Source organism: Enterobacter cloacae complex sp. GYL001 (assembly GCF_049237125.1).
In the GTDB taxonomy this organism is placed as follows: Bacteria; Pseudomonadota; Gammaproteobacteria; order Enterobacterales; family Enterobacteriaceae; genus Enterobacter; species Enterobacter hormaechei_C.
Map to the genome: position 1 here is coordinate 56675 of NZ_JBMKGW010000002.1, position 23821 is coordinate 80495.

16 protein-coding genes are annotated in these 23821 nt (G+C 56.9%); 7 read left to right on the forward strand and 9 right to left on the reverse strand.

Annotated elements, in window-relative coordinates:
* Positions 1-9: 9 nt before the first annotated feature.
* Complete coding sequence (gene gltB, locus ACOTWU_RS04350) at positions 10-4470, reverse strand: glutamate synthase large subunit (RefSeq protein WP_032649671.1); 4461 nt, start codon at positions 4468-4470, stop codon at positions 10-12.
* 687 nt (positions 4471-5157) lie between these two features.
* On the opposite strand from gltB, the gene ACOTWU_RS04355 reads away from it, so the two are divergent.
* Positions 5158-6099, forward strand: a complete 942-nt coding sequence (locus ACOTWU_RS04355) for a TIGR01212 family radical SAM protein (protein WP_126499202.1) — start codon at positions 5158-5160, stop codon at positions 6097-6099.
* Here the strand turns inward: ACOTWU_RS04355 and ACOTWU_RS04360 are convergent.
* Positions 6079-7581, reverse strand: a complete 1503-nt coding sequence (locus ACOTWU_RS04360; RefSeq protein WP_023304496.1) for a helicase HerA-like C-terminal domain-containing protein — start codon at positions 7579-7581, stop codon at positions 6079-6081. The two genes, ACOTWU_RS04355 and ACOTWU_RS04360, sit on opposite strands and share 21 nt — an antisense overlap.
* Before the next feature lie 137 nt (positions 7582-7718).
* On the opposite strand from ACOTWU_RS04360, the gene ACOTWU_RS04365 reads away from it, so the two are divergent.
* Positions 7719-9365: a dihydroxyacetone kinase subunit DhaK gene (locus ACOTWU_RS04365; RefSeq protein WP_126499193.1), complete on the forward strand. Its 1647-nt coding sequence runs from the start codon at positions 7719-7721 to the stop codon at positions 9363-9365.
* 92 nt (positions 9366-9457) lie between these two features.
* Here ACOTWU_RS04365 and ahr read toward each other — a convergent pair whose 3' ends face one another.
* The 5 genes from ahr to pepA all read right to left on the reverse strand — a co-directional run bounded on the left by ahr (position 9458) and on the right by pepA (position 16115).
* Positions 9458-10477 carry an NADPH-dependent aldehyde reductase Ahr gene (gene ahr / locus ACOTWU_RS04370; protein ID WP_015571992.1) on the reverse strand — a complete coding sequence of 340 codons (1020 nt, stop codon included), beginning with the start codon at positions 10475-10477 and terminating at the stop codon, positions 9458-9460.
* 83 nt (positions 10478-10560) lie between these two features.
* Entirely contained in the window at positions 10561-11064 is a 504-nt protein-coding gene (locus ACOTWU_RS04375) for a GNAT family N-acetyltransferase (protein WP_003861887.1), read from the reverse strand.
* Between the two features lie 123 nt (positions 11065-11187).
* A complete protein-coding gene (locus ACOTWU_RS04380; protein ID WP_017382726.1) occupies positions 11188-14043 on the reverse strand; it encodes a valine--tRNA ligase in 2856 nt (951 codons plus the stop codon).
* Positions 14043-14486: a DNA polymerase III subunit chi gene (holC, locus tag ACOTWU_RS04385; RefSeq protein WP_003861884.1), complete on the reverse strand. Its 444-nt coding sequence runs from the start codon at positions 14484-14486 to the stop codon at positions 14043-14045. Before holC ends, ACOTWU_RS04380 begins: the two co-directional genes overlap by 1 nt.
* A 117-nt stretch (positions 14487-14603) precedes the next feature.
* Positions 14604-16115 carry a leucyl aminopeptidase gene (gene pepA, locus ACOTWU_RS04390; protein ID WP_003861882.1) on the reverse strand — a complete coding sequence of 504 codons (1512 nt, stop codon included), beginning with the start codon at positions 16113-16115 and terminating at the stop codon, positions 14604-14606.
* 265 nt (positions 16116-16380) lie between these two features.
* On the opposite strand from pepA, the gene lptF reads away from it, so the two are divergent.
* The 5 genes from lptF (at position 16381) to mtgA (ending at position 22642) form a co-directional block, all read left to right on the forward strand.
* Entirely contained in the window at positions 16381-17481 is a 1101-nt protein-coding gene (lptF, locus tag ACOTWU_RS04395) for an LPS export ABC transporter permease LptF (RefSeq protein WP_003861881.1), read from the forward strand.
* The gene (lptG, locus tag ACOTWU_RS04400; protein ID WP_001147540.1) at positions 17481-18563 is read left to right on the forward strand and encodes an LPS export ABC transporter permease LptG; all 1083 of its coding nucleotides are present in this window, start codon (positions 17481-17483) and stop codon (positions 18561-18563) included. Before lptF ends, lptG begins: the two co-directional genes overlap by 1 nt.
* Before the next feature lie 137 nt (positions 18564-18700).
* Positions 18701-21034: an aerobic respiration two-component sensor histidine kinase ArcB gene (gene arcB, locus ACOTWU_RS04405; RefSeq protein ID WP_017382727.1), complete on the forward strand. Its 2334-nt coding sequence runs from the start codon at positions 18701-18703 to the stop codon at positions 21032-21034.
* Between the two features lie 232 nt (positions 21035-21266).
* Positions 21267-21920, forward strand: coding sequence for an isoprenoid biosynthesis glyoxalase ElbB (elbB, locus tag ACOTWU_RS04410; RefSeq protein WP_032672055.1), 654 nt, complete (start codon positions 21267-21269; stop codon positions 21918-21920).
* Positions 21917-22642, forward strand: a complete 726-nt coding sequence (gene mtgA / locus ACOTWU_RS04415) for a monofunctional biosynthetic peptidoglycan transglycosylase (RefSeq protein WP_015571986.1) — start codon at positions 21917-21919, stop codon at positions 22640-22642. The genes elbB and mtgA overlap by 4 nt, the downstream gene beginning before the upstream one ends.
* A 39-nt stretch (positions 22643-22681) precedes the next feature.
* On the opposite strand, the gene npr is transcribed toward mtgA, so the two are convergent.
* Together npr and rapZ are read right to left on the reverse strand one after the other, a co-directional pair.
* Positions 22682-22954, reverse strand: coding sequence for a PTS phosphocarrier protein NPr (gene npr, locus ACOTWU_RS04420; protein ID WP_003861872.1), 273 nt, complete (start codon positions 22952-22954; stop codon positions 22682-22684).
* Complete coding sequence (gene rapZ, locus ACOTWU_RS04425) at positions 22951-23805, reverse strand: RNase adapter RapZ (RefSeq protein WP_003861870.1); 855 nt, start codon at positions 23803-23805, stop codon at positions 22951-22953. The genes npr and rapZ overlap by 4 nt, the downstream gene beginning before the upstream one ends.
* Positions 23806-23821: the final 16 nt, after the last annotated feature.

The window sequence follows — 23821 nt, forward strand, 5'->3', positions numbered from 1 at the left end:
CTGAATTCCTTACTGCGCCTGCACGCGCAGCTCTGCTGCGCTACGACTACGGTGACCCAACAGGGCTTTAACATCGCTGGACTTCGGCTTCACCAGCGCGAATTTCGCAGAGAACGCCGGCCAGTTGGCCAGGATCTCTTCGCCGCGCGAAGAACCGGTATGCTGCACGTGTTCGGTAATTAAACCGCGCAGGTGTTCTTCGTGGATGGCCAGCGTATCAACGTCCAGCACTTCCACCAGCTCCGGGTTCACACGTTTGCGGAACTCACCGTCTTCATCCAGGACGTAGGCAAAACCGCCCGTCATGCCCGCGCCAAAGTTCACGCCGGTTTTACCCAGGACGCACACAATTCCGCCCGTCATGTATTCACAGCCGTTATCGCCGATGCCTTCCACCACGGTGATGGCGCCGGAGTTACGCACCGCAAAACGTTCGCCCGCACGGCCCGCGGCAAACAGACGACCGCCGGTTGCGCCGTACAGACAGGTATTGCCGATGATGCTCGCTTCATGGCTGCGGAAGGCTGAACCAACCGGAGGACGCACCGCCAGCAGACCGCCCGCCATGCCTTTTCCGACGTAGTCGTTGGCATCGCCGGTCAGGTATAACTCAACTCCGCCTGCGTTCCACACGCCGAAGCTCTGACCCGCGGTACCGCTGAAGTGCGCGGTAATCGGATCCGACGCCAGACCCTGGTCACCGTGCGTTTGCGCGATGTAACCGGAGAGGGACGCACCCACGGAACGGTCGGTGTTGCGGATATCAAACCAGAACGTTTTGCTCTGCTTCTCATCCACATACGGCTTCGCCTGTTGCAGCAGCTGTGCGTTCAGCACGCCGTTGTCGAACGGCGGGTTGTTCTCGGTACAGTAAACCGCTTTGCCAGGATGCGGCTGAGCGGTTTCCAGCAGCTTAGACAGCTCCAGCTTCTGCTGCTTGGCCGTGAAGCCCTCAAGCTCTTTCAGCAGGTCGGTACGGCCAATCAGGTCTACCAGACGCTTCACGCCCAGCTGCGCCATCAGCTCGCGGGTTTCACGGGCGATGAAGTCAAAGTAGTTGGTCACTTTGAACGGCAGGCCGTGGTAGTGATTTTTACGCAGCTTTTCGTCCTGGGTAGCAACGCCCGTTGCACAGTTGTTCAGGTGGCAAATACGCAGGTATTTACAGCCGAGCGCAACCATCGGGCCGGTACCAAAGCCGAAGCTTTCCGCTCCCAGAATCGCCGCTTTGATGATGTCGAGGCCGGTTTTCAGTCCGCCGTCCACCTGCAAACGGATCTTGTGACGCAGGCCGTTAGCGACCAGCGCCTGCTGGGTTTCCACCAGGCCGAGCTCCCACGGACAACCCGCGTATTTCACGGAGGAGAGCGGGCTTGCGCCGGTGCCGCCGTCGTAACCGGCGATGGTGATCAGATCCGCATAGGCTTTCGCCACGCCGGTGGCAATGGTGCCAACGCCCGGTTCGGAAACCAGCTTCACGGAGATCATCGCTTTCGGGTTGACCTGTTTCAGGTCGAAAATCAGCTGCGCCAGATCCTCGATAGAGTAGATATCGTGGTGCGGCGGCGGGGAGATCAGCGTCACGCCCGGCACTGAATAGCGAAGCTTAGCGATGTATGGGGTGACTTTATCACCCGGCAGCTGACCGCCTTCACCCGGTTTCGCACCCTGCGCGACTTTAATCTGAATCACGTCGGCGTTAACCAGGTACGCAGGCGTTACGCCAAAGCGACCAGACGCCACCTGCTTAATACGGGACACTTTATTGGTGCCGTAGCGGGCCGGATCTTCACCGCCTTCCCCGGAGTTGGAGTTGCCGCCGATGCTGTTCATGGCTTCCGCCAGCGCTTCGTGCGCTTCCGGGCTCAGCGCGCCGATAGACATCGCCGCGGTGTCGAAACGTTTGAACAGCTCAGACGCGGGTTCAACCTCGTCAATGCTGACCGCTTCATCACCCGGATTGAGGGCAATGAGATCGCGCAGCGTCGCTGCCGGACGGTTGTTCACCAGCTCTGCATACTGCTGATAATCGCTGTACTCGCCGCTCTGCACCGCCTGTTGCAGCGTGCGCACCACGTCCGGGTTATAAGCGTGATACTCACCCCCGTGGACATATTTCAGCAGACCGCCCTGTTCCAGCGGCTTACGTGCCAGCCAGGCGCGCTTCGACAGGTTCACCAGATCCTGCTGGAAGTCAGCAAAACCGGCGCCGCCGATACGGCTGACCACGCCCTGGAAGCAGAGATTCGCGACCTCGTCATGCAGGCCGACCGCTTCAAACAGCTTCGAGCAGCGGTAAGAGGCGATGGTCGAGATGCCCATTTTGGACATGATCTTGTACAGACCTTTGTTGATGCCGTTACGGTAGTTCAGCATCACGGCGCGGTAGTCTTTGTCGATCGCGCGGGTATCCACCAGGCGGGCCAGCGTTTCGTAGGCCAGGTACGGGTAGATCGCCGTCGCACCGAAGCCTAAGAGCACGGCAAAGTGGTGCGGATCGCGGGCGCTCGCGGTTTCAACAATGATGTTGGCATCGCAGCGCAGGCTCTTGTCGACCAGACGCGTCTGGATAGCCCCCACCGCCATTGGCGCAGGCACCGGCAGTCGGTTTTTCGCGATGTTGCGATCAGACAGCACCAGCAGAACGGTGCCGTTACGCACCATTTGCTCGGCTTTATCGCACAGCGCGTTCACCGTCTCTTCGAGGCTCGTTTCGGTCACGTCGAAGGTGATATCGAGCGTGTCGGCGCGATAGTGCTCCTCGGTCATGGTGGTGAGCTGTTTGAAATCGGAGTACAGCAGGATCGGTGATTTAAAGGTCAGACGGTGCGCCTGGCCTTCAGCTTCACAGAAGACGTTCATCTCACGGCCGATGCTGGTGGCCAGCGACATGACGTGGGCTTCGCGCAGCGGATCGATTGGCGGGTTAGTGACCTGCGCAAACTGCTGACGGAAGTAGTCATAAATAATGCGTGGCTGGCTGGAGAGCACGGCAAACGGGGTATCGTCACCCATTGAGCCGACCGCTTCCTGGCCGTTTTCACCGAGCACGCGGATAACCGAGTCCAGCTCTTCCGCGCTGTAGTTAAACTGCTTCTGGAAGCTCGCGAGGGTGTCATCGTCCAGCTCGCGGCTGCCCACTTCTTCGTCCGACAGATCTTCAAACGGCACCAGACGACGCACGTTTTTCTCCATCCACTCTTTGTACGGATGGCGGCTCTTCAGATCGTTGTCGGTTTCGGCGGAATGCAGAATACGCCCACCGCGGGTGTCGATCACCATCAGCTCGCCCGGTCCGACGCGGCCTTTCTCGACCACTTCGTCTGGCTGGTAATCCCAGATCCCGACTTCAGAGGCACAGGTGATGAGCTTGTCTTTGGTAATAACGTAGCGCGCCGGACGCAGACCATTACGGTCCAGGTTACAGGCGGCAAAACGACCGTCGGACATAACGATGCCCGCCGGGCCGTCCCACGGCTCCATGTGCATGGAGTTAAAGTCGAAGAACGCGCGCAGCTCAGGGTCCATATCCGGGTTGTTCTGCCAGGCCGGTGGCACGAGCAGACGCATGGCGCGCACGATGTCCATCCCGCCCGCCAGCAGCAGTTCCAGCATGTTATCCATGGAGCTGGAGTCCGAGCCGGTTTCGTTCACGAACGGCGCGGCATCGTGCAGGTCCGGGATCAGCGGCGTCTGGAATTTATAGGTACGGGCGCGGGCCCACTGGCGGTTGCCGGTGATGGTGTTGATCTCGCCGTTATGCGCCAGGTAGCGGAACGGCTGCGCCAGCGGCCAGCGTGGAACGGTGTTGGTGGAGAAGCGCTGGTGGAACAGGCAAATGGCCGATTCCAGACGCAGGTCCGCCAGGTCCAGGTAGAAGCGCGGCAGGTCAGCCGGCATACACAGACCTTTATAGATGTTCACAAGGTTAGAGAGGCTACAGACGTAGAACTCTTTATCATCCTGAAGACGTTTTTCAATGCGGCGGCGGGCGATAAACAGACGGCGTTCCATATCACGCGGACGCCAGCCCGCAGGCGCATTGACAAAAATCTGTTCAATACGAGGCAGCGAGGAGAGGGCGATTTCACCGAGCACCCCTTCGTTGGTTGGCACATCGCGCCAGCCGACGATCGACAGGGTTTCACGCTGAAGTTCTTCTTCAACGATGCGGCGTGAGGCGGCAGCTTTTTCAGGATCCTGATTCAGGAACAGCATACCGACAGCGTAGTTTTTGGCTAAACGCCAGCCGCGCTCTTCCGCTACGATACGGAAGAAACGATCCGGTTTTTGCAGCAGCAGGCCGCAACCGTCGCCGGTTTTACCATCGGCAAGGATGGCGCCACGGTGCTGCATACGGGCCAGTGCGTGAATAGCAGTACGCACTACCTTGTGGCTAGGTTCGCCTTCTATGTGGGCGATCAGGCCGAAACCACAGTTATCCTTCTCAAGGGATTTATCGTACAACATATCAGTGAACCTCCCCAGGCTCGTCGGGCTTCCCACTGAACTTTACCGTGGCGCACAGGCGCAGAAAGAGCATGGCGACGGGGTTAGCGTTTCATACGCGGACCTCGCATTCGCCCTCTTTTTCATCCTTTCGCGCAGGTAAACAAGTTTGAGGACTTGCTTCAGAGGGAATCTCAATTACTGCATAAATATGATGAGCAGGCCGCTCATCCAGAAAGCTTCCAGCGGATTTCCAACTTATCGGGAATTGGTACACAGGTCAAATGGCAATCTTATTTATACAAAAATGTGCTAAAGCATAGTTATCTTTTTGTTTTTAATATGTATTTAACTATTTTTACAACCACTTAAAGCACCGGGGAGGTGCAGGGGAGTGTGATCTGACTCACTATATGAAAGCGGTATTATCGATGCAGCGTGCTGAAATGCAGATTTATAGCAGAATATTAATCTGGTGTTGCATTCAAACCCGCATAAAATCACTGTTTTTCAGTCCTGGCGCTATAAATGAAAAAAACCACCAGAACATAAGGAAAAGTAATTACGTACAGGGTGAATGAAATCTCGGTAATCGTGATTATTTATTCAAACAGATAAAGGCCGTCCAGGGCGATTGATCCAGGTCATCGCCGACAGAGGCTAAAAATGGCAGGCTTGTCCCCTTTCTTCGGGACGGTCTATCAGATTATGCAGTTACAGAAATTAGTCAATATGTTTGGTGGGGATCTTTTGCAGCGCTATGGGCAAAAGGTTCACAAACTGACGCTGCACGGCGGCTTTAGCTGCCCGAATCGCGATGGCACCATCGGGCGTGGAGGCTGCACTTTCTGTAACGTGGCCTCGTTTGCTGACGAGGCCCAGCAGCATAAATCTATCGCTGAACAGCTCGCCCATCAGGCGAGTCTGGTGAATCGCGCGAAGCAGTATCTGGCCTATTTCCAGGCCTACACCAGCACGTGGGCTGAGGTGCAGGTGCTGCGCTCGATGTATCAGCAGGCGGTTGCTCAAGCGAACATTGTCGGGCTGTGCGTGGGGACGCGTCCGGACTGCGTGCCGGAGGCCGTGCTGGATTTACTTAGTGAGTACAAAGAGAAGGGCTACGAGATCTGGCTGGAGCTGGGCTTGCAGACCGCGCATGACAAAACCCTGCACCGTATCAATCGCGGGCATGATTTCGCCTGCTACCAGCGCACCACGCGTCTCGCCCGTGAGCGTGGATTAAAAGTCTGCTCGCATCTGATTGTCGGCTTGCCAGGAGAAGGGCTGCAGCACGGGCTGGAAACGCTGGAAAAAGTCGTCGAGACCGGCGTGGATGGCATTAAGCTGCATCCGCTGCATATCGTGAAGGGCAGCATAATGGCGAAAGCATGGGAAGCGGGGCGGTTAAGTGGTATCGAACTCGACGACTATACGGTGACGGCGGGGGAGATGATTCGCCACACGCCGCCGGAGATTGTTTACCACCGCATCTCGGCCAGCGCCCGCCGCCCAACGCTTCTGGCACCGCTCTGGTGTGAGAACCGCTGGACGGGGATGCTGGAAATCGACCGCTATCTACAGGAGAACGGCGTGCAGGGGTCGGCGCTTGGCCGCCCGTGGGTTCCCCCGCTACCGGCGACGGCCGCCTAGCAGACTTCCCAGCATGCCGCGCACTATCTGGTTGGTAATCTGACGCGTCGCGCTTTTTGCCATGGTCTGAACCACACCATCGCGTTTGCCGCCGCGTGGCCCGGTGCTGCCGAACAGAATATCTTTCAGCCCGCCGAGAATGCCGTCGTCCACGGCAACAGATTGCCCTTTTGCGGCAGGGGCATCCTGCGATTCGGCAGTCGCCTGCACCCCTTTTTGCAGCATCTCGAACGCGGATTCGCGATCCACCTCGTCTTCATACTTCCCGTACACCGGGGAGTGATTAATCAGGGCGTTGCGTTCATCGTCCGTTACCGGCCCCATGCGCGAGCAGGGCGCAATCACCATCGCACGCTCGACAACTGTCGGGCTGCCTTTTGCATCGAGGAACGAAATCAGCGCTTCACCGGTACCCAGCGCCTGAATGGCGGTTTCGGTATCAAAGGCCGGATTGGCGCGCATGGTTTGCGCCGCGGCTTTCACCGCTTTCTGATCTTTCGGCGTAAAGGCGCGCAGGGCGTGCTGCACGCGGTTACCCAACTGCCCCAGTACGTTGTCCGGAATATCCGACGGGTTTTGCGACACAAACCAGACCCCGACGCCTTTGGAGCGGATCAGGCGGATAACCTGTTCAATTTTATCCAGCAGCACCTGCGGCGCGTCGTTAAACAACAGGTGCGCTTCGTCAAAGAAGAACACCAGTTTGGGTTTTTCCAGATCGCCTGCTTCCGGCAGTTGTTCGTACAGTTCAGAGAGCATCCACAGCAGGCTGGCGGCGTAAAGCTTCGGCATCTGGTAGAGCTTCTCTGCGCTCAGAATGTTGATGATGCCTTTGCCGCTGCTGTCGGTACGCATCCAGTCTTTGATATCCAGCATTGGCTCGCCGAAGAAGTGTTCGGCACCCTGTTGCTCCAGCGTCAGGAGCCCACGCTGAATGGCGCCCACCGAGGCGCTGCTGATATTGCCGTACTGGTTCTGGAAGGATTTGGCGTTATCGCCAATGTACTGGGTGATGGCGCGCAGATCTTTGAAGTCGAGCAGCAGTAGCCCCTGATCGTCGGCGATACGGAAGATAATGTTCAGTACCCCGGACTGCACGTCGTTGAGGTTAAGCAGACGGGCCAGCAGCAGCGGGCCGAGGTCGGAGACGGTGGCACGCACCGGATGGCCTTTTTCGCCGAAGATATCCCAGGCCACCACCGGATTACCGTGCGGCGTCCAGTCCGTGATGCCGATATTTTTCAGGCGCTCGAGGAGTTTTTCTGACGCTGCACCTTCCTGAGCCACCCCGGTTAAATCGCCCTTCACGTCAGCCATAAAAACCGGCACGCCAGTCTCTGACAACGACTCAGCCAGCTTTTGCAGGGTGACGGTTTTTCCCGTCCCGGTCGCGCCGGTGATCAGGCCATGACGGTTCGCCATCGCGGGCAGTAAAAACAGCTCTTTTTCCAGCGTCCTGGCGATTAACAATGGTGTACTCATGATGCACGTCCTCTCGTAGTCCTGGGTGGAGTATAGGCAACCTGACGGCAAAATGTCTGCGTAAATTCCTCACTTTGCGGCGCATTATCCAGTGCGGACTATGCTTTTGCATACGGTAAACAAAATTTTGGGAAACTATGTCCAGATTCTTTTTTAACGACCGCAAACAGCTTGTCAACGATGCCATTGAAGGCATACTTCTCTCCGCGCCGCACGGTAATCTCGTCAAACTGGATATCGATCCGGCCATCCGCGTGGTGGCTCGCGGCGCCTGGGATAAAAGCCGCGTGGCGGTGATCTCCGGTGGCGGCTCCGGCCATGAACCAGCACATGCCGGGTTCGTCGGTAAAGGCATGCTTACCGCAGCGGTGTGTGGCGATCTGTTCGCTTCCCCAAGCGTCGATGCGGTCCTCAATGCCATTGTGGCGGTGACGGGCGATCGTGGCTGCCTGCTGATTGTGAAAAACTACACCGGTGACCGGCTTAACTTTGGCCTGGCGGCGGAAAAAGCCAAACGCTACGGCCTGAAGGTCGAGATGGTTATCGTGGCGGATGATATCGCCCTACCGGATAACAAGCAGCCGCGTGGTATCGCGGGAACGGCGCTGGTGCATAAGATTGCGGGATATGCGGCAGAACAGGGGAAATCGCTAAACGACGTGCGGGATATTGCGCAACAGGCCTGCGATAACCTCTGGAGCCTGGGGGTTGCGATGCAAACCTGTAACCTGCCGGGTAGCGATGATGAAGAAGGACGCATCAGGCAAGGCCACGTGGAGCTGGGGCTGGGGATTCACGGCGAGCCGGGGGCATCGGTGGTGGATACGCAGAACAGCAGGGCGATTATCGATACGCTGGTGATGCCGCTAAAAGCCCAGGCGGGTGACGGGCGCTTTGCGGTGCTGATCAACAACCTCGGCGGCGTGTCAGCGCTGGAGATGGCTCTGCTCACCAAAGAGCTGGCGCATTCGGCGTTGAAAGAGAACATTGCGTATCTGATTGGCCCGGCGCCGCTGGTGAGTGCTCTGGATATGAAAGGCTTTTCGCTAACGCTGTTAAAGCTCAACGATTTCTTCGAGAAGGCGATTCACGCCGAGGTCGAGACGCTGGGCTGGCAGAAGCCCGTCGCGTTCGCGCCCCTGCGTACCGTCCCCCATAGCGCCCTTCATGATCGCGTGGAATATACCCCGTCGGACAATCCGCAGGTGAGCGAGGCCGTCGCCTCGGTAACGAAAACATTGATCCAGCTGGAAAATCGCCTTAACGCGCTGGATGCCAAAGTAGGCGATGGCGATACGGGCTCCACCTTTGCGCAAGGGGCGCGGGATATTGCGCAGCGACTTGAGGAGAACAACCTGCCCCTTAACGACGTGCCGACATTACTCCTGCTGGTTGGCGAGCGGCTGGCAACGGTAATGGGCGGATCGAGCGGCGTATTGATGTCGATCTTCTTCACTGCGGCAGGACAAAAGCTTCACGATGGACAGTCGCTACCTGAAGCATTGCTGAGCGGACTGGCGCAGATGAAGCAGTATGGCGGTGCAGATCTCGGCGATCGTACGCTGATCGATGCCCTGCAACCGGCGCTGGAGGCGTTACAGAAAGGCAATATTCAGGCGGCAGCGCAGGCCGCGCAGCGAGGGGCTGAAGCAACGGCGAAAATGGCGAAAGCCGGCGCGGGACGCTCGTCGTACGTGAATAAAGAGAATCTGGACGGGGTGATGGATCCGGGGGCGGTCGCGGTGGCGGAAGTGTTTAAGACCATGGTAGATGCAAAACGGTAACAACCGTTACCGTTTTTAGTGTTTGCGCCCTCTCCCTGTGGGAGAGGGTTGGGGTGAGGGCATCAGGCCGCACATTCCCCGGCAATCTCACATCAGAAATCCGCTTTCAACACCACGCGGTAGCGGGCTTTGCCGTCGCGCACGTGCTGGATCGCTTCGTTGATTTTTGACATCGGATACAGCTCGGTGGTTGGCGCCACTTTTGTGCGTCCGGCAAACTTCATCAGCTTGCGTAACTCATATGGTGTGCCGGTAGCAGAGCCGGATATGCTGCGATCGCCGCCGATCAGGGTAAACGCCGGAACCGGCAGCGGCTTCATCACCGCACCCACGGTGTGGAAGTTACCGCCGTAGGCCAGGGCTTCAAAGTACGGCTGCCAGTCGAGATCGACGTTGACGGTGTTGATGATCAGGTCAAACTGGCCTGCCAGAGCGGTGAGCGCCTGGGGATCGCGACTGTTCACCACTTTATCCGCACCCATCGCCAGCACTTCCTGCTCTTTCGCCGGGTTAGAGCTGAACGCCGTCACTTCACAGCCCATCGCGTGCAGCAGCTTGATGGCGATATGGCCCAGACCGCCAATCCCGATCACGCCCACGCGGCTGGTGGCGGTGACGTGATGCATCAGCAGCGGTTTAAAGACGGTGATACCGCCACACAGCAGCGGACCGGCGGATTCGATATCAATGCTGTCCGGCAGCGGGATAACCCATTGCCAGTCGGCGCGCAGCTTATCGGCGAAACCGCCCTTGTTCAGGATGGTCGGCGTAGCGCCCTCAAGGCAGTTGATCTGATTGCCGCTGATACAGGCGTCGCAGTGGCCGCAGCTGCGTGCCGTCCAGCCGATACCCACGCGCTGGCCCACTTTCAGCCCTTTGTCCTGCGCGGCGCTGCCGAGCGCCACGACGCGGCCAATGACTTCGTGCCCGGCCACCAGCGGATAGCTGGAGAAGCCCCATTCATTGTCGATCATCGAGAGATCTGAGTGGCAGATCCCGCAGTAATCAACCTGTACTTCGACGTCTTCCGCTTTTAGTTCGCCCGCATCGTACTCGTACAGCTCAAGTTCTGCACCCGCCTGCGGTGCGGCGTAGCTTTTTATCTTCGACATCGCATTTCCCCTGTTTTGGTGTGAACTGTGAGTGTAGAGCATTCAGTTTACAGACGCTTAACAGAAGACGGCAGGAACAAAACTTACAGACTTTTCAGCATCCTGACTTCGCAGTCCACGTGGCCCGTGCAGCCCAGTGGCGCATCGATATGCTCAAAGCCGAGATGTTCATACAGGCCAATGGCCTCTTTAAGGAAAGCGGTGGTTTCAAGGTAGCAACGTTTAAAGCCCTGTGAGCGTGCATGTTCCAGGGCGACCAGCGCCAGCTTTTTCGCCAGGCCTTGTCCGCGTATCGTTGGCAGGAAATACATTTTCTGGAGTTCACAGATATCCGGCTCGCTGCAAAGCAGTGGGGCAATGCCGCCGCCGCCCACGACCTGGCCGTCCTGCTCGATGACCCAGTAGGCATGACCCGGCTGGCTGTACAGCTGAAAAAGTTCGTCCAGATTTGGGTCGGCCACGGTGTAGCCTTTGTCGGCGGTCAGGCCATATTCGGCAGAAACCGTGCGGATAACGGCGGCGATAGCCGGGTTGTCCTGCTCAGTGATCCGACGCATTGTCGTCGCGACGGGGGTAATCACGCTCATAGCATTACTCATGACAAAAATTGACACACAACTGCTGTTAATAGCACCGCAGAAAGGGGAGTGCAAGCGAGGAGTTTTCAGGAAGGATACCCCTTACGCCCTGAAGCGTAAGGGGTAAAAGCATTACAGCGCCGCGATAACCGCCTGCTGCTCGATCAGTTTGGTCTTCGCATCGGCGAAGGCAACCAGACGCTCACGCTCTTTGGCGATGACCGCTTCCGGCGCGCGGGCCACAAAGCCCTCGTTCGCCAGTTTGCTTTCGATTTTGCCAATTTCCACGTCGACTTTCGCCACTTCTTTCGCCAGACGCGCCAGCTCCGCATCTTTGTCGATCAGGCCCGCCATCGGGATCAGCAGCTCCGCGCCGTCGATGATTTTGGTCACGGAAACCGGACCTTTGTCATCGGCAGGCAGCACGGTGATGCTTTCCAGACGCGCCATGGTTTTCAGGAAGGTGTTGTTCTCGGTGACGCGACGAACGGCAGCTTCGCTGCAACCGCGCAGCAGCAGCTCCAGTGGTTTACCCGGAGCGATGTTCATTTCCGCGCGGATGTTACGTACCGCAACGATCGCCTGTTTCAGCCACTCGGTATCCGCAGATGCGGCTTCATCCACTTTCGCGGCGTCGAATGCCGGGAACGGCTGGAGCATGATGGTATCGGCATTAATACCGGCAATCACCTTCACGCGCTGCCAGATTGTTTCGGTGATGAATGGAATGATCGGGTGCGCAAGGCGCAGCAGACCTTCCAGAACGGTAATCAGCGTATTACGCGTGCCGCGCAGTTCCGCTTCAGAACCGCCGTTCATGACCGGCTTCGCCAGCTCCAGATACCAGTCACAGAACTGGTTCCAGGTGAATTCGTACAGGATGCCTGCCGCGATGTCGAAGCGGTAGCTGTCCAGCGCGTCGCGGAACGCTTTCACCGTCTGGTTAAATTCCGCCAGGATCCAGCGGTCTGCCAGAGACAGGGTCATTTCGCCGCCGTTAAAGCCGCAATCCTGATCTTCGGTGTTCATCAGCACGAAGCGGCTGGCGTTCCACAGCTTGTTACAGAAGTTACGGTAACCTTCCAGACGCTTCATATCCCAGTTGATGTCACGACCGGTGGAGGCCAGCGCCGCCAGGGTGAAGCGCAGGGCGTCGGTACCGTGAGATTCGATCCCGTTCGGGAACTGCTTCTCGGTACGCTTGCGGATTTTCTCCGCCAGCTGCGGCTGCATCATGTTGCCGGTACGTTTTTCCAGCAGCTCTTCCAGAGAGATACCGTCCACCATATCCAGCGGGTCGATAACGTTACCCTTGGATTTGGACATCTTCTGGCCTTCGTCGTCGCGGATCAGGCCGGTCATGTAGACGGTATGGAACGGAACCTGCGGCTTGCCGTCTTCGTCTTTGATGAAGTGCATGGTCATCATGATCATGCGGGCGATCCAGAAGAAGATGATGTCGAAGCCGGATACCATCACGCTGGTTGGATGGAACTGACGCAGCGCGTCGGTGTTTTCCGGCCAGCCGAGGGTAGAGAAGGTCCACAGTGCGGAGGAGAACCAGGTATCCAGCACGTCTTCGTCCTGGCGCAGGGCAACGTCAGCGCCCAGGTTGTTTTCCTGACGCACTTCCTCTTCGGTGCGGCCAACGTAGACATTGCCTTCGTTGTCGTACCACGCCGGGATACGGTGACCCCACCACAGCTGACGGGAAATACACCAGTCCTGAATATCGCGCATCCAGGAGAAGTACATGTTTTCGTACTGCTTCGGCACGAACTGAATGCTGCCGTTCTCAACCGCTTCCACAGCCGGTTTCGCCAGCACGTCGGCACGCACGTACCACTGGTCGGTCAGCATTGGCTCGATAACCACGCCGCCACGGTCGCCGTACGGCACGGTCAGATCGTGAGGTTTAATCTCTTCCAGCAGGCCGAGTGCGTCAACGGCGGCTACGATGGCTTTACGCGCGGCAAAGCGCTCCAGCTTCTGGAACTCAGCCGGGATGTCGCTGGAATAAACGTCGGATTCGTTGCCTTTGGTGTCATACACTTCTGCGCTTTCGCGGATATCGCCGTCGAAGGTCAGAATGTTGATCATCGGAAGTTGATGACGACGACCGACTTCATAGTCGTTGAAGTCATGCGCCGGGGTGATTTTCACGCAGCCGGTGCCTTTTTCCATGTCGGCGTGTTCGTCGCCCACAATCGGAATACGGCGGTTCACCAGCGGCAGCACCACGAATTTGCCGATCAGATCTTTATAACGCGGATCTTCCGGGTTAACGGCCACGCCGGTATCGCCCAGCAGGGTTTCCGGACGGGTGGTCGCCACCACCAGGTAATCTTTACCGTCGGCGGTTTTTGCGCCGTCGGCCAGCGGATAGCGGATGTGCCACATGGAGCCTTTAGACTCGCGGTTTTCCACTTCCAGGTCAGAGATGGCGGTGCGCAGTTTCGGGTCCCAGTTGACCAGGCGCTTGCCACGATAAATCAGGTCTTCTTTGTACAGGCGCACAAAGACTTCTTTCACGGCGTTGGACAGGCCTTCATCCATGGTGAAGCGCTCGCGCTCCCAGTCTACGGAGTTGCCGAGACGGCGCATCTGACGGGTAATGGTGCCGCCGGATTCCGCTTTCCACTGCCAGATTTTGTCGATGAACGCGTCGCGACCGTAGTCGTGGCGGGTTTTACCCTCTTCAGCGGCAATTTTACGCTCAACCACCATCTGGGTCGCGATACCCGCGTGGTCAGTCCCCGCCTGCCACAGGGTATTTTTGCCCTGCATGCGCTGGTAGCGGATCATGGTATCCATGATGGTCTGCTGGAAAGCATGCCCCATATGCAAACTGCCGGTGACGTTCGGCGGCGGGATCATGATGCAGAAGGACTCTTTGCTTTCGTCGCCGTTAGGCTTGAAATAGCCCTGCTGTTCCCAGTGCTCGTAAAGCGGCTGTTCGATATCGCGTGGGTTATATGTCTTTTCCATTATTTCCAGGTTGCCGTATTCAGGTTAAAACCGGCCAGGCGGTACGCTTTGTAGCGTTCGCGCGCCAGTTGTTTCAAAGATTCTTCGTAAGGGACAAAGTCTACCACTTCTGTGAAAGCGGTGGCAAAATCTGCAAAGTCTGTCCGCAGGCTAATGAGAATGTCGCGCGCGCTGCTGTTGCGTTTTTGCGGCCAGGCAATCTCCACCGGTGCCCCGCCGCGTGGACCTTCGCCCGACAGGTTATGCGGAACAAAACTCTCCGGCGGGCGCGCCCATAGCGCTTCATCCAGGCGAATCGCCTGCTGCTCATCTTCACAGGCAATCAGGACGCGTTTACCTGCGCGCCAACGTTCTGCGGCAATTTCACACACCAGCTGTTCAACGGCGCTGAGGCCATCCTGATGGGTGTCATTGTCCAGAAGGTAGAACGTTGCATTCTTCATATATGGGGCTTCTTGTCGTGGATTTAAATGCAAAGCCGGGTGGCGCTTCGCTTACCCGGCCTACGGTTGAGTGGCGTGGAGGCCGGGTAAGGCGTAGCCGCCACCCGGCGTTTTACATCACTCGTCGCCGTTAAAACCCGCACGATTGAGCAGGAACTGCGACAGCAGCGCCACCGGACGTCCGGTCGCGCCTTTGGCTTTACCGGAGCGCCATGCGGTCCCCGCGATGTCCAGGTGCGCCCAGTTGTACTTGCGGGTAAAGCGCGCCAGGAAGCAGCCCGCGGTAATAGCTCCGCCAGGACGACCGCCGATGTTCGCCATGTCTGCGAAGTTAGACTCCAGCTGTTCCTGGAACTCGTCCCCCAGCGGCAGACGCCACGCGCGGTCGCCGGCCTGCTCGGACGCGCCGATCAGCTCATGCGCCAGCGGGTTGTGGTTCGACATCAGGCCGGTGATGTGATGGCCCAGCGCGATCACGCAGGCGCCGGTCAGGGTAGCCACGTCGATAACCGCTTCAGGTTCGAAACGCTCAACGTAAGTCAGCACGTCGCACAGCACCAGACGGCCTTCGGCGTCGGTGTTCAGCACCTCAACGGTCTGGCCGGACATGGTGGTCAGCACATCACCCGGACGATAAGCGCGGCCGCCAGGCATGTTTTCGCAGCCCGCCAGCACGCCGATCACGTTGATGGGCAACTGAAGTTCCGCGACCATGCGCATGACGCCGTAAACCGCCGCCGCGCCGCACATGTCGTACTTCATCTCATCCATGCCTTCTGAAGGCTTGATGGAGATACCGCCGGAGTCGAAGGTCAGCCCTTTACCGACGAGCACGATGGGTCGCGCATCTTCTGACGGATTGCCCTTGTACTCAATGACCGACATCAGGGATTCGTTCTGGGAACCGTTACCGACCGCCAGATAAGAGTGCATCCCCAGCTCTTTCATCTGCTGTTCGCCGATAACGCGGGTGATGACGTTCTTGCTGTACGCGTCAGCCAGCTGGCGCGCCTGAGACGCCAGGTACGCGGCGTTACAGATGTTTGGCGGCATATTGCCAAGATCTTTTGCCGCTTTAATACCGGCGGCAATGGCCAGACCGTGCTGAATGGCGCGCTCGCCGCTGGTCAGCTCGCGACGGGTTGGCACGTTAAAGACCATTTTACGCAGCGGGCGACGCGGCTCGCTTTTGGTGGTCTTCAGCTGATCAAAGCTGTAGAGGCTCTCTTTTGCGGTTTCGACGGCCTGACGCACTTTCCAGTACGTGTTGCGGCCCTTAACGTGCAGCTCCGTCAGGAAGCAGACGGCTTCCATCGAACCAGTATCATTCAGTGTATTAATGGTTTTCTGAATAACCTGCTTGTACTGGCGCTCATCAAGCTCACGTTCTTTACCACAGCCAATCAGCAGAATACGCTCGGACAGGACGTTCGGAACATGGTGCAGCAACAGGGTCTGCCCTGGTTTGCCTTCCAGTTCGCCACGGCGCAGCAGGGCGCTGATATAGCCGTCGCTGATTTTATCGAGTTGCTCGGCGATCGGGGAGAGTCGGCGTGGTTCAAAGACGCCCACAACGATGCAGGCACTCCGCTGTTTCTCCGGGCTACCGCTTTTTACACTGAACTCCATGCACTACGCTCCTGAATCTTAAAGACAACGGCGGCGGCTACGGATAGAATTGAAACCTTTCGTAACTCATGTCCGCCGTTGTGGTGACTTCGTGTTAATCTTACGTTACTACGGTTTCGACACGTCAATAAATGTCATGAAGCGCGAATCCGCCGGGTTTTTTAATCTTAGCGATGATTTCGACGACTCAAGAGAATAAATGACGTTTAAGCCATGAAACAAGCTAAATTCCTGCATAAGACGAGTTTTAACGGGCGTATTTAAAGTGATAATCATAAGATATCTGGTTCGGGAGACGCTGAAGAGCCAACTGGCGATCCTCTTTATCCTCCTTCTGATCTTTTTCTGTCAGAAGCTGGTCAGGATCCTCGGCGCGGCGGTTGATGGCGAAATCCCAACGAATCTGGTGCTTTCCCTGCTCGGGCTTGGCGTGCCGGAAATGGCGCAGCTTATCCTGCCGTTAAGCCTGTTCCTTGGTCTGCTGATGACCCTGGGTAAGCTCTATACCGAAAGTGAAATCACCGTGATGCATGCCTGCGGCCTCAGTAAAGCCGTACTGGTAAAAGCAGCCATGGTGCTGGCGCTGTTTACGGGCATTGTTGCCGCGGTTAACGTCATGTGGGCGGGGCCGACCTCCTCTCGTCATCAGGATGAGGTGCTGGCGGAAGCAAAAGCTAACCCAGGGCTGGCGGCGCTGGCGCAGGGGCAGTTCCAGCAGGCTACCGACGGTAACTCCGTGCTGTTTATCGAAAGCGTTGATGGCAACCGCTTCAATGACGTGTTTCTTGCTCAACTGCGCCCGAAAGGTAACGCTCGGCCTTCTGTGGTGGTGGCGGACTCCGGTCAGCTGTCTCAGCGTAAAGACGGCTCTCAGGTTGTCACGCTGAACAAAGGAACGCGTTTCGAAGGCACGGCTATGCTGCGCGACTTCCGTATTACCGATTTTCAGAACTACCAGGCCATCATTGGCCATCAGGCCGTCGCGCTCGATCCCACGGATACTGAGCAGATGGATATGCGCACCTTAATGAATACCGATACCGATCGTGCGCGTGCTGAACTGCACTGGCGTATCACGCTGGTATTCACCGTATTTATGATGGCGCTGATGGTGGTTCCGCTGAGCGTGGTAAACCCGCGCCAGGGCCGCGTGCTGTCGATGCTGCCAGCGATGCTGCTGTATCTGGTGTTCTTCCTGCTGCAAACCTCAATCAAGTCTAACGGCGGGAAAGGAAAAATTGACCCGATGATCTGGACCTGGGTCGTGAATGGTTTGTATCTGCTGCTGGCAGTCGGACTCAACTTGTGGGACACGGTGCCTGTGCGTCGTCTTCGTGCCCGGTTTACGCGTAAAGGAGCCATCTAATGCAGGCGTTTGGCGTACTTGACCGCTATATCGGTAAAACGATTTTCACCACCATCATGATGACCCTGTTCATGCTGGTGTCGCTCTCGGGCATTATCAAATTTGTCGACCAGCTGAAAAAAGCCGGGCAGGGGAGTTACGACGCGTTGGGCGCCGGGATGTATACCCTGCTCAGCGTACCAAAAGATGTGCAGATCTTCTTCCCGATGGCGGCCCTGTTGGGGGCGCTGCTGGGCCTGGGGATGCTGGCTCAGCGTAGCGAGCTGGTGGTGATGCAGGCATCGGGTTTTACCCGTATGCAGGTTGCGCTGTCGGTGATGAAAACCGCGATCCCGCTGGTGCTGTTGACCATGGCGATTGGCGAATGGGTCGCGCCGCAGGGCGAACAGATGGCGCGTAACTACCGTGCTCAGGCTATGTACGGCGGTTCACTGCTCTCCACGCAGCAGGGATTATGGGCGAAAGATGGTCAGAACTTTGTCTATATCGAACGCGTGAAAGGGGACGATGAACTGGGCGGCGTGAGCATCTATGCCTTCAATAACGATCGTCGTTTACAGTCGGTGCGTTATGCCGCCTCCGCTAAATTTGATGCGAACAACAAGCTGTGGCGGTTATCCCAGGTTGATGAATCTGACCTGACGAACCCGAAACAGATCACCGGTTCGCAGACCGTTAGCGGTACCTGGAAAACCAACCTGACGCCGGACAAGCTTGGGGTGGTAGCGCTTGATCCCGATGCGCTCTCCATCAGCGGTCTGCATAATTACGTGAAGTATCTGAAATCGAGCGGACAGGATGCGGGGCGTTACCAGCTCAACATGTGGAGCAAAATCTTCCAGCCGCTGTCCGTGGCCGTGATGATGCTGATGGCGCTATCGTTCATCTTTGGACCGCTGCGTAGCGTGCCGATGGGGGTTCGCGTGGTAACCGGTATCAGCTTTGGTTTTGTGTTCTACGTCCTCGATCAGATTTTCGGTCCGCTGACGCTGGTGTATGGCATTCCGCCAATTATCGGCGCACTGTTGCCGAGCGCCAGTTTCTTCCTGATCAGCCTCTGGATGCTGCTAAAACGCTCCTGATAAACCTTCTTCCTCGCTCCCGGTTGCCCGGGGGCGAGGCTAATCTCCTGTTTCACCCCGCACTTTTTCTCACAACCTTCAACGCCTCGCCGTGAATTTGAGTATTATTGAGCGATAAAGTCGTGAAGGGATCCTCTATGAAGCAAATTCGAATGCTGGCCCAGTACTACGTCGACCTGATGATGAAGCTCGGGCTGGTGCGTTTTTCCATGCTGCTGGCGCTGGCGCTGGTCGTTCTGGCCATCGTCGTGCAAATGGCCGTGACCATGGTTCTGCATGGTCAGGTCGAGAGCATCGACGTGATCCGCTCTATTTTCTTTGGCCTGCTGATTACCCCATGGGCGGTCTATTTTCTCTCCGTGGTGGTTGAGCAACTGGAAGAGTCCCGACAGCGTTTATCGAAACTGGTGGATAAGCTGGAAGAGATGCGCGAGCGCGATCTCAAACTCAACGTCCAGCTCAAGGACAACATTGCCCAGCTGAATCAGGAAATTTCAGACCGTGAGAAGGCGGAAGCCGAGCGTCAGACCACGCTTGAGCAGCTAAAAGTTGAGATGAAAGAGCGTGAAGTGACGCAGATCCAGCTTGAACAGCAATCCTCTTTCCTGCGCTCGTTCCTCGATGCTTCGCCGGATCTGGTGTTCTACCGTAATGAAGATAAAGAGTTCTCCGGCTGTAACCGGGCCATGGAACTGTTGACCGGGAAAAGCGAAAAGCAGCTGATCCACCTGAAACCTCAGGATGTCTATTCCGAAGAGGCGGCAGCAAAAGTGATGGAGACGGATGAAAAGGTCTTCCGCCATAACGTTTCGCTGACCTATGAGCAGTGGCTGGACTATCCTGACGGGCGCAAAGCCTGCTTTGAGATCCGCAAAGTGCCTTATTACGACCGGGTGGGGAAACGTCATGGTCTGATGGGCTTTGGCCGTGATATCACCGAGCGTAAGCGCTATCAGGATGCGCTGGAGCGCGCCAGCCGGGATAAAACCACCTTCATCTCCACCATCAGCCATGAACTGCGCACCCCGCTGAATGGCATTGTGGGGCTGAGCCGCATTCTGCTGGATACCGAGCTGACCAGCGAGCAGGAAAAATACCTGAAAACGATCCACGTCTCGGCGGTCACGCTGGGCAATATCTTCAATGATATTATCGACATGGATAAGATGGAACGCCGTAAAGTTCAGCTCGACAACCAGCCGGTTGATTTTACCGGTTTCCTCGCGGACCTGGAAAACCTGTCAGGTTTACAGGCTCAGCAAAAAGGGTTGAGCTTTGTGATGGAGCCAACGCTGCCGTTGCCGCATAAAGTGGTGACGGACGGCACACGTCTGCGGCAGATCCTGTGGAACCTCATCAGCAACGCCGTGAAGTTTACCCAGAAGGGGCAGGTTGCGGTGCGCATTCGCTATGACGAAGGCGACATGCTGCACTTTGAAGTTGAGGACTCGGGTATCGGCATTCCTCAAGAGGAACAGGATAAGATCTTCGCCATGTATTATCAGGTTAAAGACAGCCACGGCGGTAAACCGGCGACCGGTACGGGCATTGGACTGGCGGTGTCGAAACGTCTGGCGAAAAGTATGGGCGGGGATATCACCGTTGCCAGCCAGCCGGGTAAAGGCTCCACCTTTACGCTTACCGTCCACGCGCCTGCCGTGGCGGAAGAGGTGGAAGATACGTTTGAGAACGACGATATGCCGCTGCCAGCCCTGCACGTCCTGCTGGTGGAAGATATTGAGCTGAACGTTATTGTCGCCCGGTCGGTACTGGAAAAACTCGGTAACAGCGTGGATGTGGCGATGACCGGCAAAGCCGCGCTGGAGATGTTCACGCCGGGCGAGTATGACCTGGTGCTGCTCGATATTCAGCTACCGGACATGACCGGGCTGGATATCTCCCGCGAGCTGACGCGCAAATATGCTCCTGACGAGCTGCCGCCGCTGGTGGCGTTGACCGCAAACGTGTTGAAAGATAAAAAAGAGTATCTCGAGGCCGGTATGGACGATGTGCTCAGCAAGCCGCTGGCGGTACCCGCCCTGACGGCGATGATCAAGAAGTTCTGGGATACCTGTGATGAAGAGGAGAGCACCATGACGTCTGTTGATAGCGCTAAAGCCCAAACGATACTGGATACCGCCATGCTGGAGCAGTATATCGATCTGGTGGGACCAAAACTGATCACCGATGGCCTCGCCGTGTTCGAAAAAATGATGCCGGGCTATCTGAACGTGCTCGAATCCAACCTGACGGCGCGTGACCAGAAGGGCATCGTCGAAGAGGGACATAAAATCAAAGGCGCGGCAGGATCTGTCGGGTTACGCCATCTCCAGCAGCTGGGCCAACAGATTCAGTCTCCTGATTTACCTGCCTGGGAAGATAACGTAGGTGATTGGGTCGAAGAGATGAAACAAGAGTGGCAAAACGATGTGGCAGTGCTGAAAGCCTGGGTGGACGCCAGAAAAAAATGACCCCGGCTATACCGGGGTGCGCGAATACTGCGCCAACACCAGGGAAATCGTGGCTGCGCCTGATTTTTATGGGTTGTTTTCGCATGGACGCCGCCTGAAAATTGAGGCCGCACGCAGATAAGATAGCAAATCTTAAACAGTTTGTTACATGAATCAGTGAAATGTGTGAAGCATAGCGTTTTAATCAGAATTTTTAATGTGCTTCAGCGAGTTGCATAGAAGGATCGTCAGAATGAAAAAGATTGGTGTCGTGCTGAGCGGATGTGGTGTTTACGATGGTTCAGAGATACATGAAACCGTATTAACGCTGCTGGCATTATCGCGCCAGGGAGCAGACGTTATCTGCTTCGCCCCGGATAAAACCCAGGCAGATGTGATTAATCATCTTAACGGCGAGCCAATGGCGGAAAGCCGTAACGTGCTGATTGAAGCGGCGCGTATTGTGCGCGGCGATATTCACCCGCTGGCACAGGCCGATGCCGCTGAACTTGATGCGCTCATCGTGCCGGGCGGTTTTGGCGCGGCGAAAAACCTGAGCACGTTTGCAACGGAAGGCACGGCGTGTCATGTCGATCCCGATTTGAAAGCGCTATCGCTGGCGATGCATGCGGCAGGTAAGCCGCAGGGCTTTATCTGCATTGCGCCGGCCATGCTGCCGAAAATTTTTGATTTCCCGCTGCGGCTCACGATCGGAACCGACATTGATACCGCTGAGATTGTCGAGGATATGGGCGGCGAACACGTGCCATGTCCGGTAGACGACATTGTGGTGGACGAGGACAACAAGATCATCACCACGCCAGCGTATATGCTGGCGCAGAACATCGCCGAGGCTGCCGCAGGCATTGAAAAGCTGGTAGACAGAGTGCTGGTCCTGGCCGAATGAGTCGTAAATTCTCCCCCGGCGGGTGGTTAAAACGGATCCTGCTGCGTATTGTGCTGGTCCTGGCTGTGTTCTGGGGCGGCGGTATTGCGCTGTTCAGCATCCTGCCCGTCCCGTTCTCGGCCGTGATGGCAGAGCGGCAGATTAGCGCCTGGCTCTCAGGGGATTTTGGCTATGTTGCCCATTCTGACTGGGTCAGCATGGATGCTATCTCCCCGTGGATGGGGCTGGCGGTCATTGCGGCAGAAGATCAGAAATTCCCGGAGCACTGGGGTTTTGACGTGGCGGCTATCGAGAAGGCGCTGGATCATAATGAACGTCATGAAAACCGCGTCCGCGGCGCATCGACGCTTTCTCAGCAGACGGTAAAAAACCTGTTCTTATGGGACGGTCGCAGCTGGGTGAGAAAAGGGCTGGAGGCCGGGCTGACGCTGGGCGTCGAGACGGTGTGGAGCAAAAAACGCATTTTAACCGTCTACCTGAATATCGCGGAATTTGGTGACGGCGTATTTGGTGTCGAAGCGGCATCGCAGCGCTATTTTGGCAAGCCCGCCAGCAGGCTGACTATGTCCGAAGCGGCACTGCTTGCCGCCGTGCTGCCGAACCCGCTGCGTTTTAAGGCCAGCGCCCCGTCAGGCTATGTGCGAAGCCGCCAGGCGTGGATTATGCGCCAGATGCGTCAGCTGGGTGGGGAAGGGTTTATGGAGCGAAATAATCTTAGGTAGGGCGGGTAAGCGCAGCGCTACCCGCCGACATGGCGAACGTTAGTCTTCGTCAAACCCGGCGTTGAACAGGGCAATCACTGCCGCCAGCGCTTCTTCTTCCTGCGGGCCGGTGGCTTCAACTTCAATCTGACGGCCTTTGGCAGAATCCAGCATCAGTAGCGCAATCACGCTGTTGGCTTCTGCCTCGGTTCCCTCGTCGTTGCGCAGCAGCACCTCAGCATCAAAACCCTGCATCAGTTCAAACAGCTTCATCGCCGGGCGCGCATGCATGCCCAGCTTGTTGGTGATTTCGACGGTCTGTTTTACGGTCATGTTTTGCGTTTTTCCAGCGTGCGATGACGGGACTGAACGTTCTTCCCGCGTGAGCGGAAGTAATCGGCCAGCTGTTCGGCAATGTAGACCGAACGATGTTTACCGCCGGTACAGCCAATCGCCACCGTCAGGTAGCTGCGATTGTTTGTTTCCAGCATAGGTAACCATAGCTCAAGGTAGCTTCGCGTCTGGTAGATAAAATTGTGTACTTCTGTGTGTCGATCGAGGAACGCTGCCACCGGCTTATCCAGACCGGTCATCGGACGCAGTTTCGGATCCCAGTGTGGGTTCGGCAGGAAACGCACATCAAAAACGTAATCCGCATCGATAGGTATGCCGTGCTTAAAGCCGAAGGATTCAAACACCATCGTCAGTTCGCGCTCGCGCTTGCCGAGTAAGCGCGTACGCAGCATTTCCGCCAGCTCGTGGACGGACATTTCGGAGGTGTCGACAATCAGGTCGGCCCGGGAACGCAGCGGCTCAAGCAGATCGCTCTCTTTATCGATGGCGCTTTCCAGCGAAAGATTTTTACTGGAGAGCGGATGCAAACGACGTGTATCGCTGTAGCGACGGATCAGCGTGTTGCGGTCAGCGTCCAGGAACAAGAGCTGAGGCGAGAAGCATTCCGGCAGGCTGTTCATTGCCTGCTCGAAGATTTCCGGCGATTCCGGCATGTTACGCACGTCGATACTGACGGCGGCAGAGATTTGCCTGTCCGCCAGCGTCCGCGCCAGATCGGGTAACAACACTACCGGCAGGTTATCTACACAGTAAAATCCCATGTCTTCCAGCGCGCGCAGGGCCACGGACTTCCCGGACCCCGAACGACCGCTGACGATCATCAGCACCATGTTCCGTTTCTCCTCA

Coding starts and splice junctions, on each gene's coding strand:
- gltB (WP_032649671.1), bottom strand. CDS start 4,470: ATGTTGTACGATAAATCCCTTGAGAAGGATAACTGTGGTTTCGGCCTG.
- ACOTWU_RS04355 (WP_126499202.1), top strand. CDS start 5,158: ATGCAGTTACAGAAATTAGTCAATATGTTTGGTGGGGATCTTTTGCAG.
- ACOTWU_RS04360 (WP_023304496.1), bottom strand. CDS start 7,581: ATGAGTACACCATTGTTAATCGCCAGGACGCTGGAAAAAGAGCTGTTT.
- ACOTWU_RS04365 (WP_126499193.1), top strand. CDS start 7,719: ATGTCCAGATTCTTTTTTAACGACCGCAAACAGCTTGTCAACGATGCC.
- ahr (WP_015571992.1), bottom strand. CDS start 10,477: ATGTCGAAGATAAAAAGCTACGCCGCACCGCAGGCGGGTGCAGAACTT.
- ACOTWU_RS04375 (WP_003861887.1), bottom strand. CDS start 11,064: ATGAGCGTGATTACCCCCGTCGCGACGACAATGCGTCGGATCACTGAG.
- ACOTWU_RS04380 (WP_017382726.1), bottom strand. CDS start 14,043: ATGGAAAAGACATATAACCCACGCGATATCGAACAGCCGCTTTACGAG.
- holC (WP_003861884.1), bottom strand. CDS start 14,486: ATGAAGAATGCAACGTTCTACCTTCTGGACAATGACACCCATCAGGAT.
- pepA (WP_003861882.1), bottom strand. CDS start 16,115: ATGGAGTTCAGTGTAAAAAGCGGTAGCCCGGAGAAACAGCGGAGTGCC.
- lptG (WP_001147540.1), top strand. CDS start 17,481: ATGCAGGCGTTTGGCGTACTTGACCGCTATATCGGTAAAACGATTTTC.
- arcB (WP_017382727.1), top strand. CDS start 18,701: ATGAAGCAAATTCGAATGCTGGCCCAGTACTACGTCGACCTGATGATG.
- elbB (WP_032672055.1), top strand. CDS start 21,267: ATGAAAAAGATTGGTGTCGTGCTGAGCGGATGTGGTGTTTACGATGGT.
- mtgA (WP_015571986.1), top strand. CDS start 21,917: ATGAGTCGTAAATTCTCCCCCGGCGGGTGGTTAAAACGGATCCTGCTG.
- npr (WP_003861872.1), bottom strand. CDS start 22,954: ATGACCGTAAAACAGACCGTCGAAATCACCAACAAGCTGGGCATGCAT.
- rapZ (WP_003861870.1), bottom strand. CDS start 23,805: ATGGTGCTGATGATCGTCAGCGGTCGTTCGGGGTCCGGGAAGTCCGTG.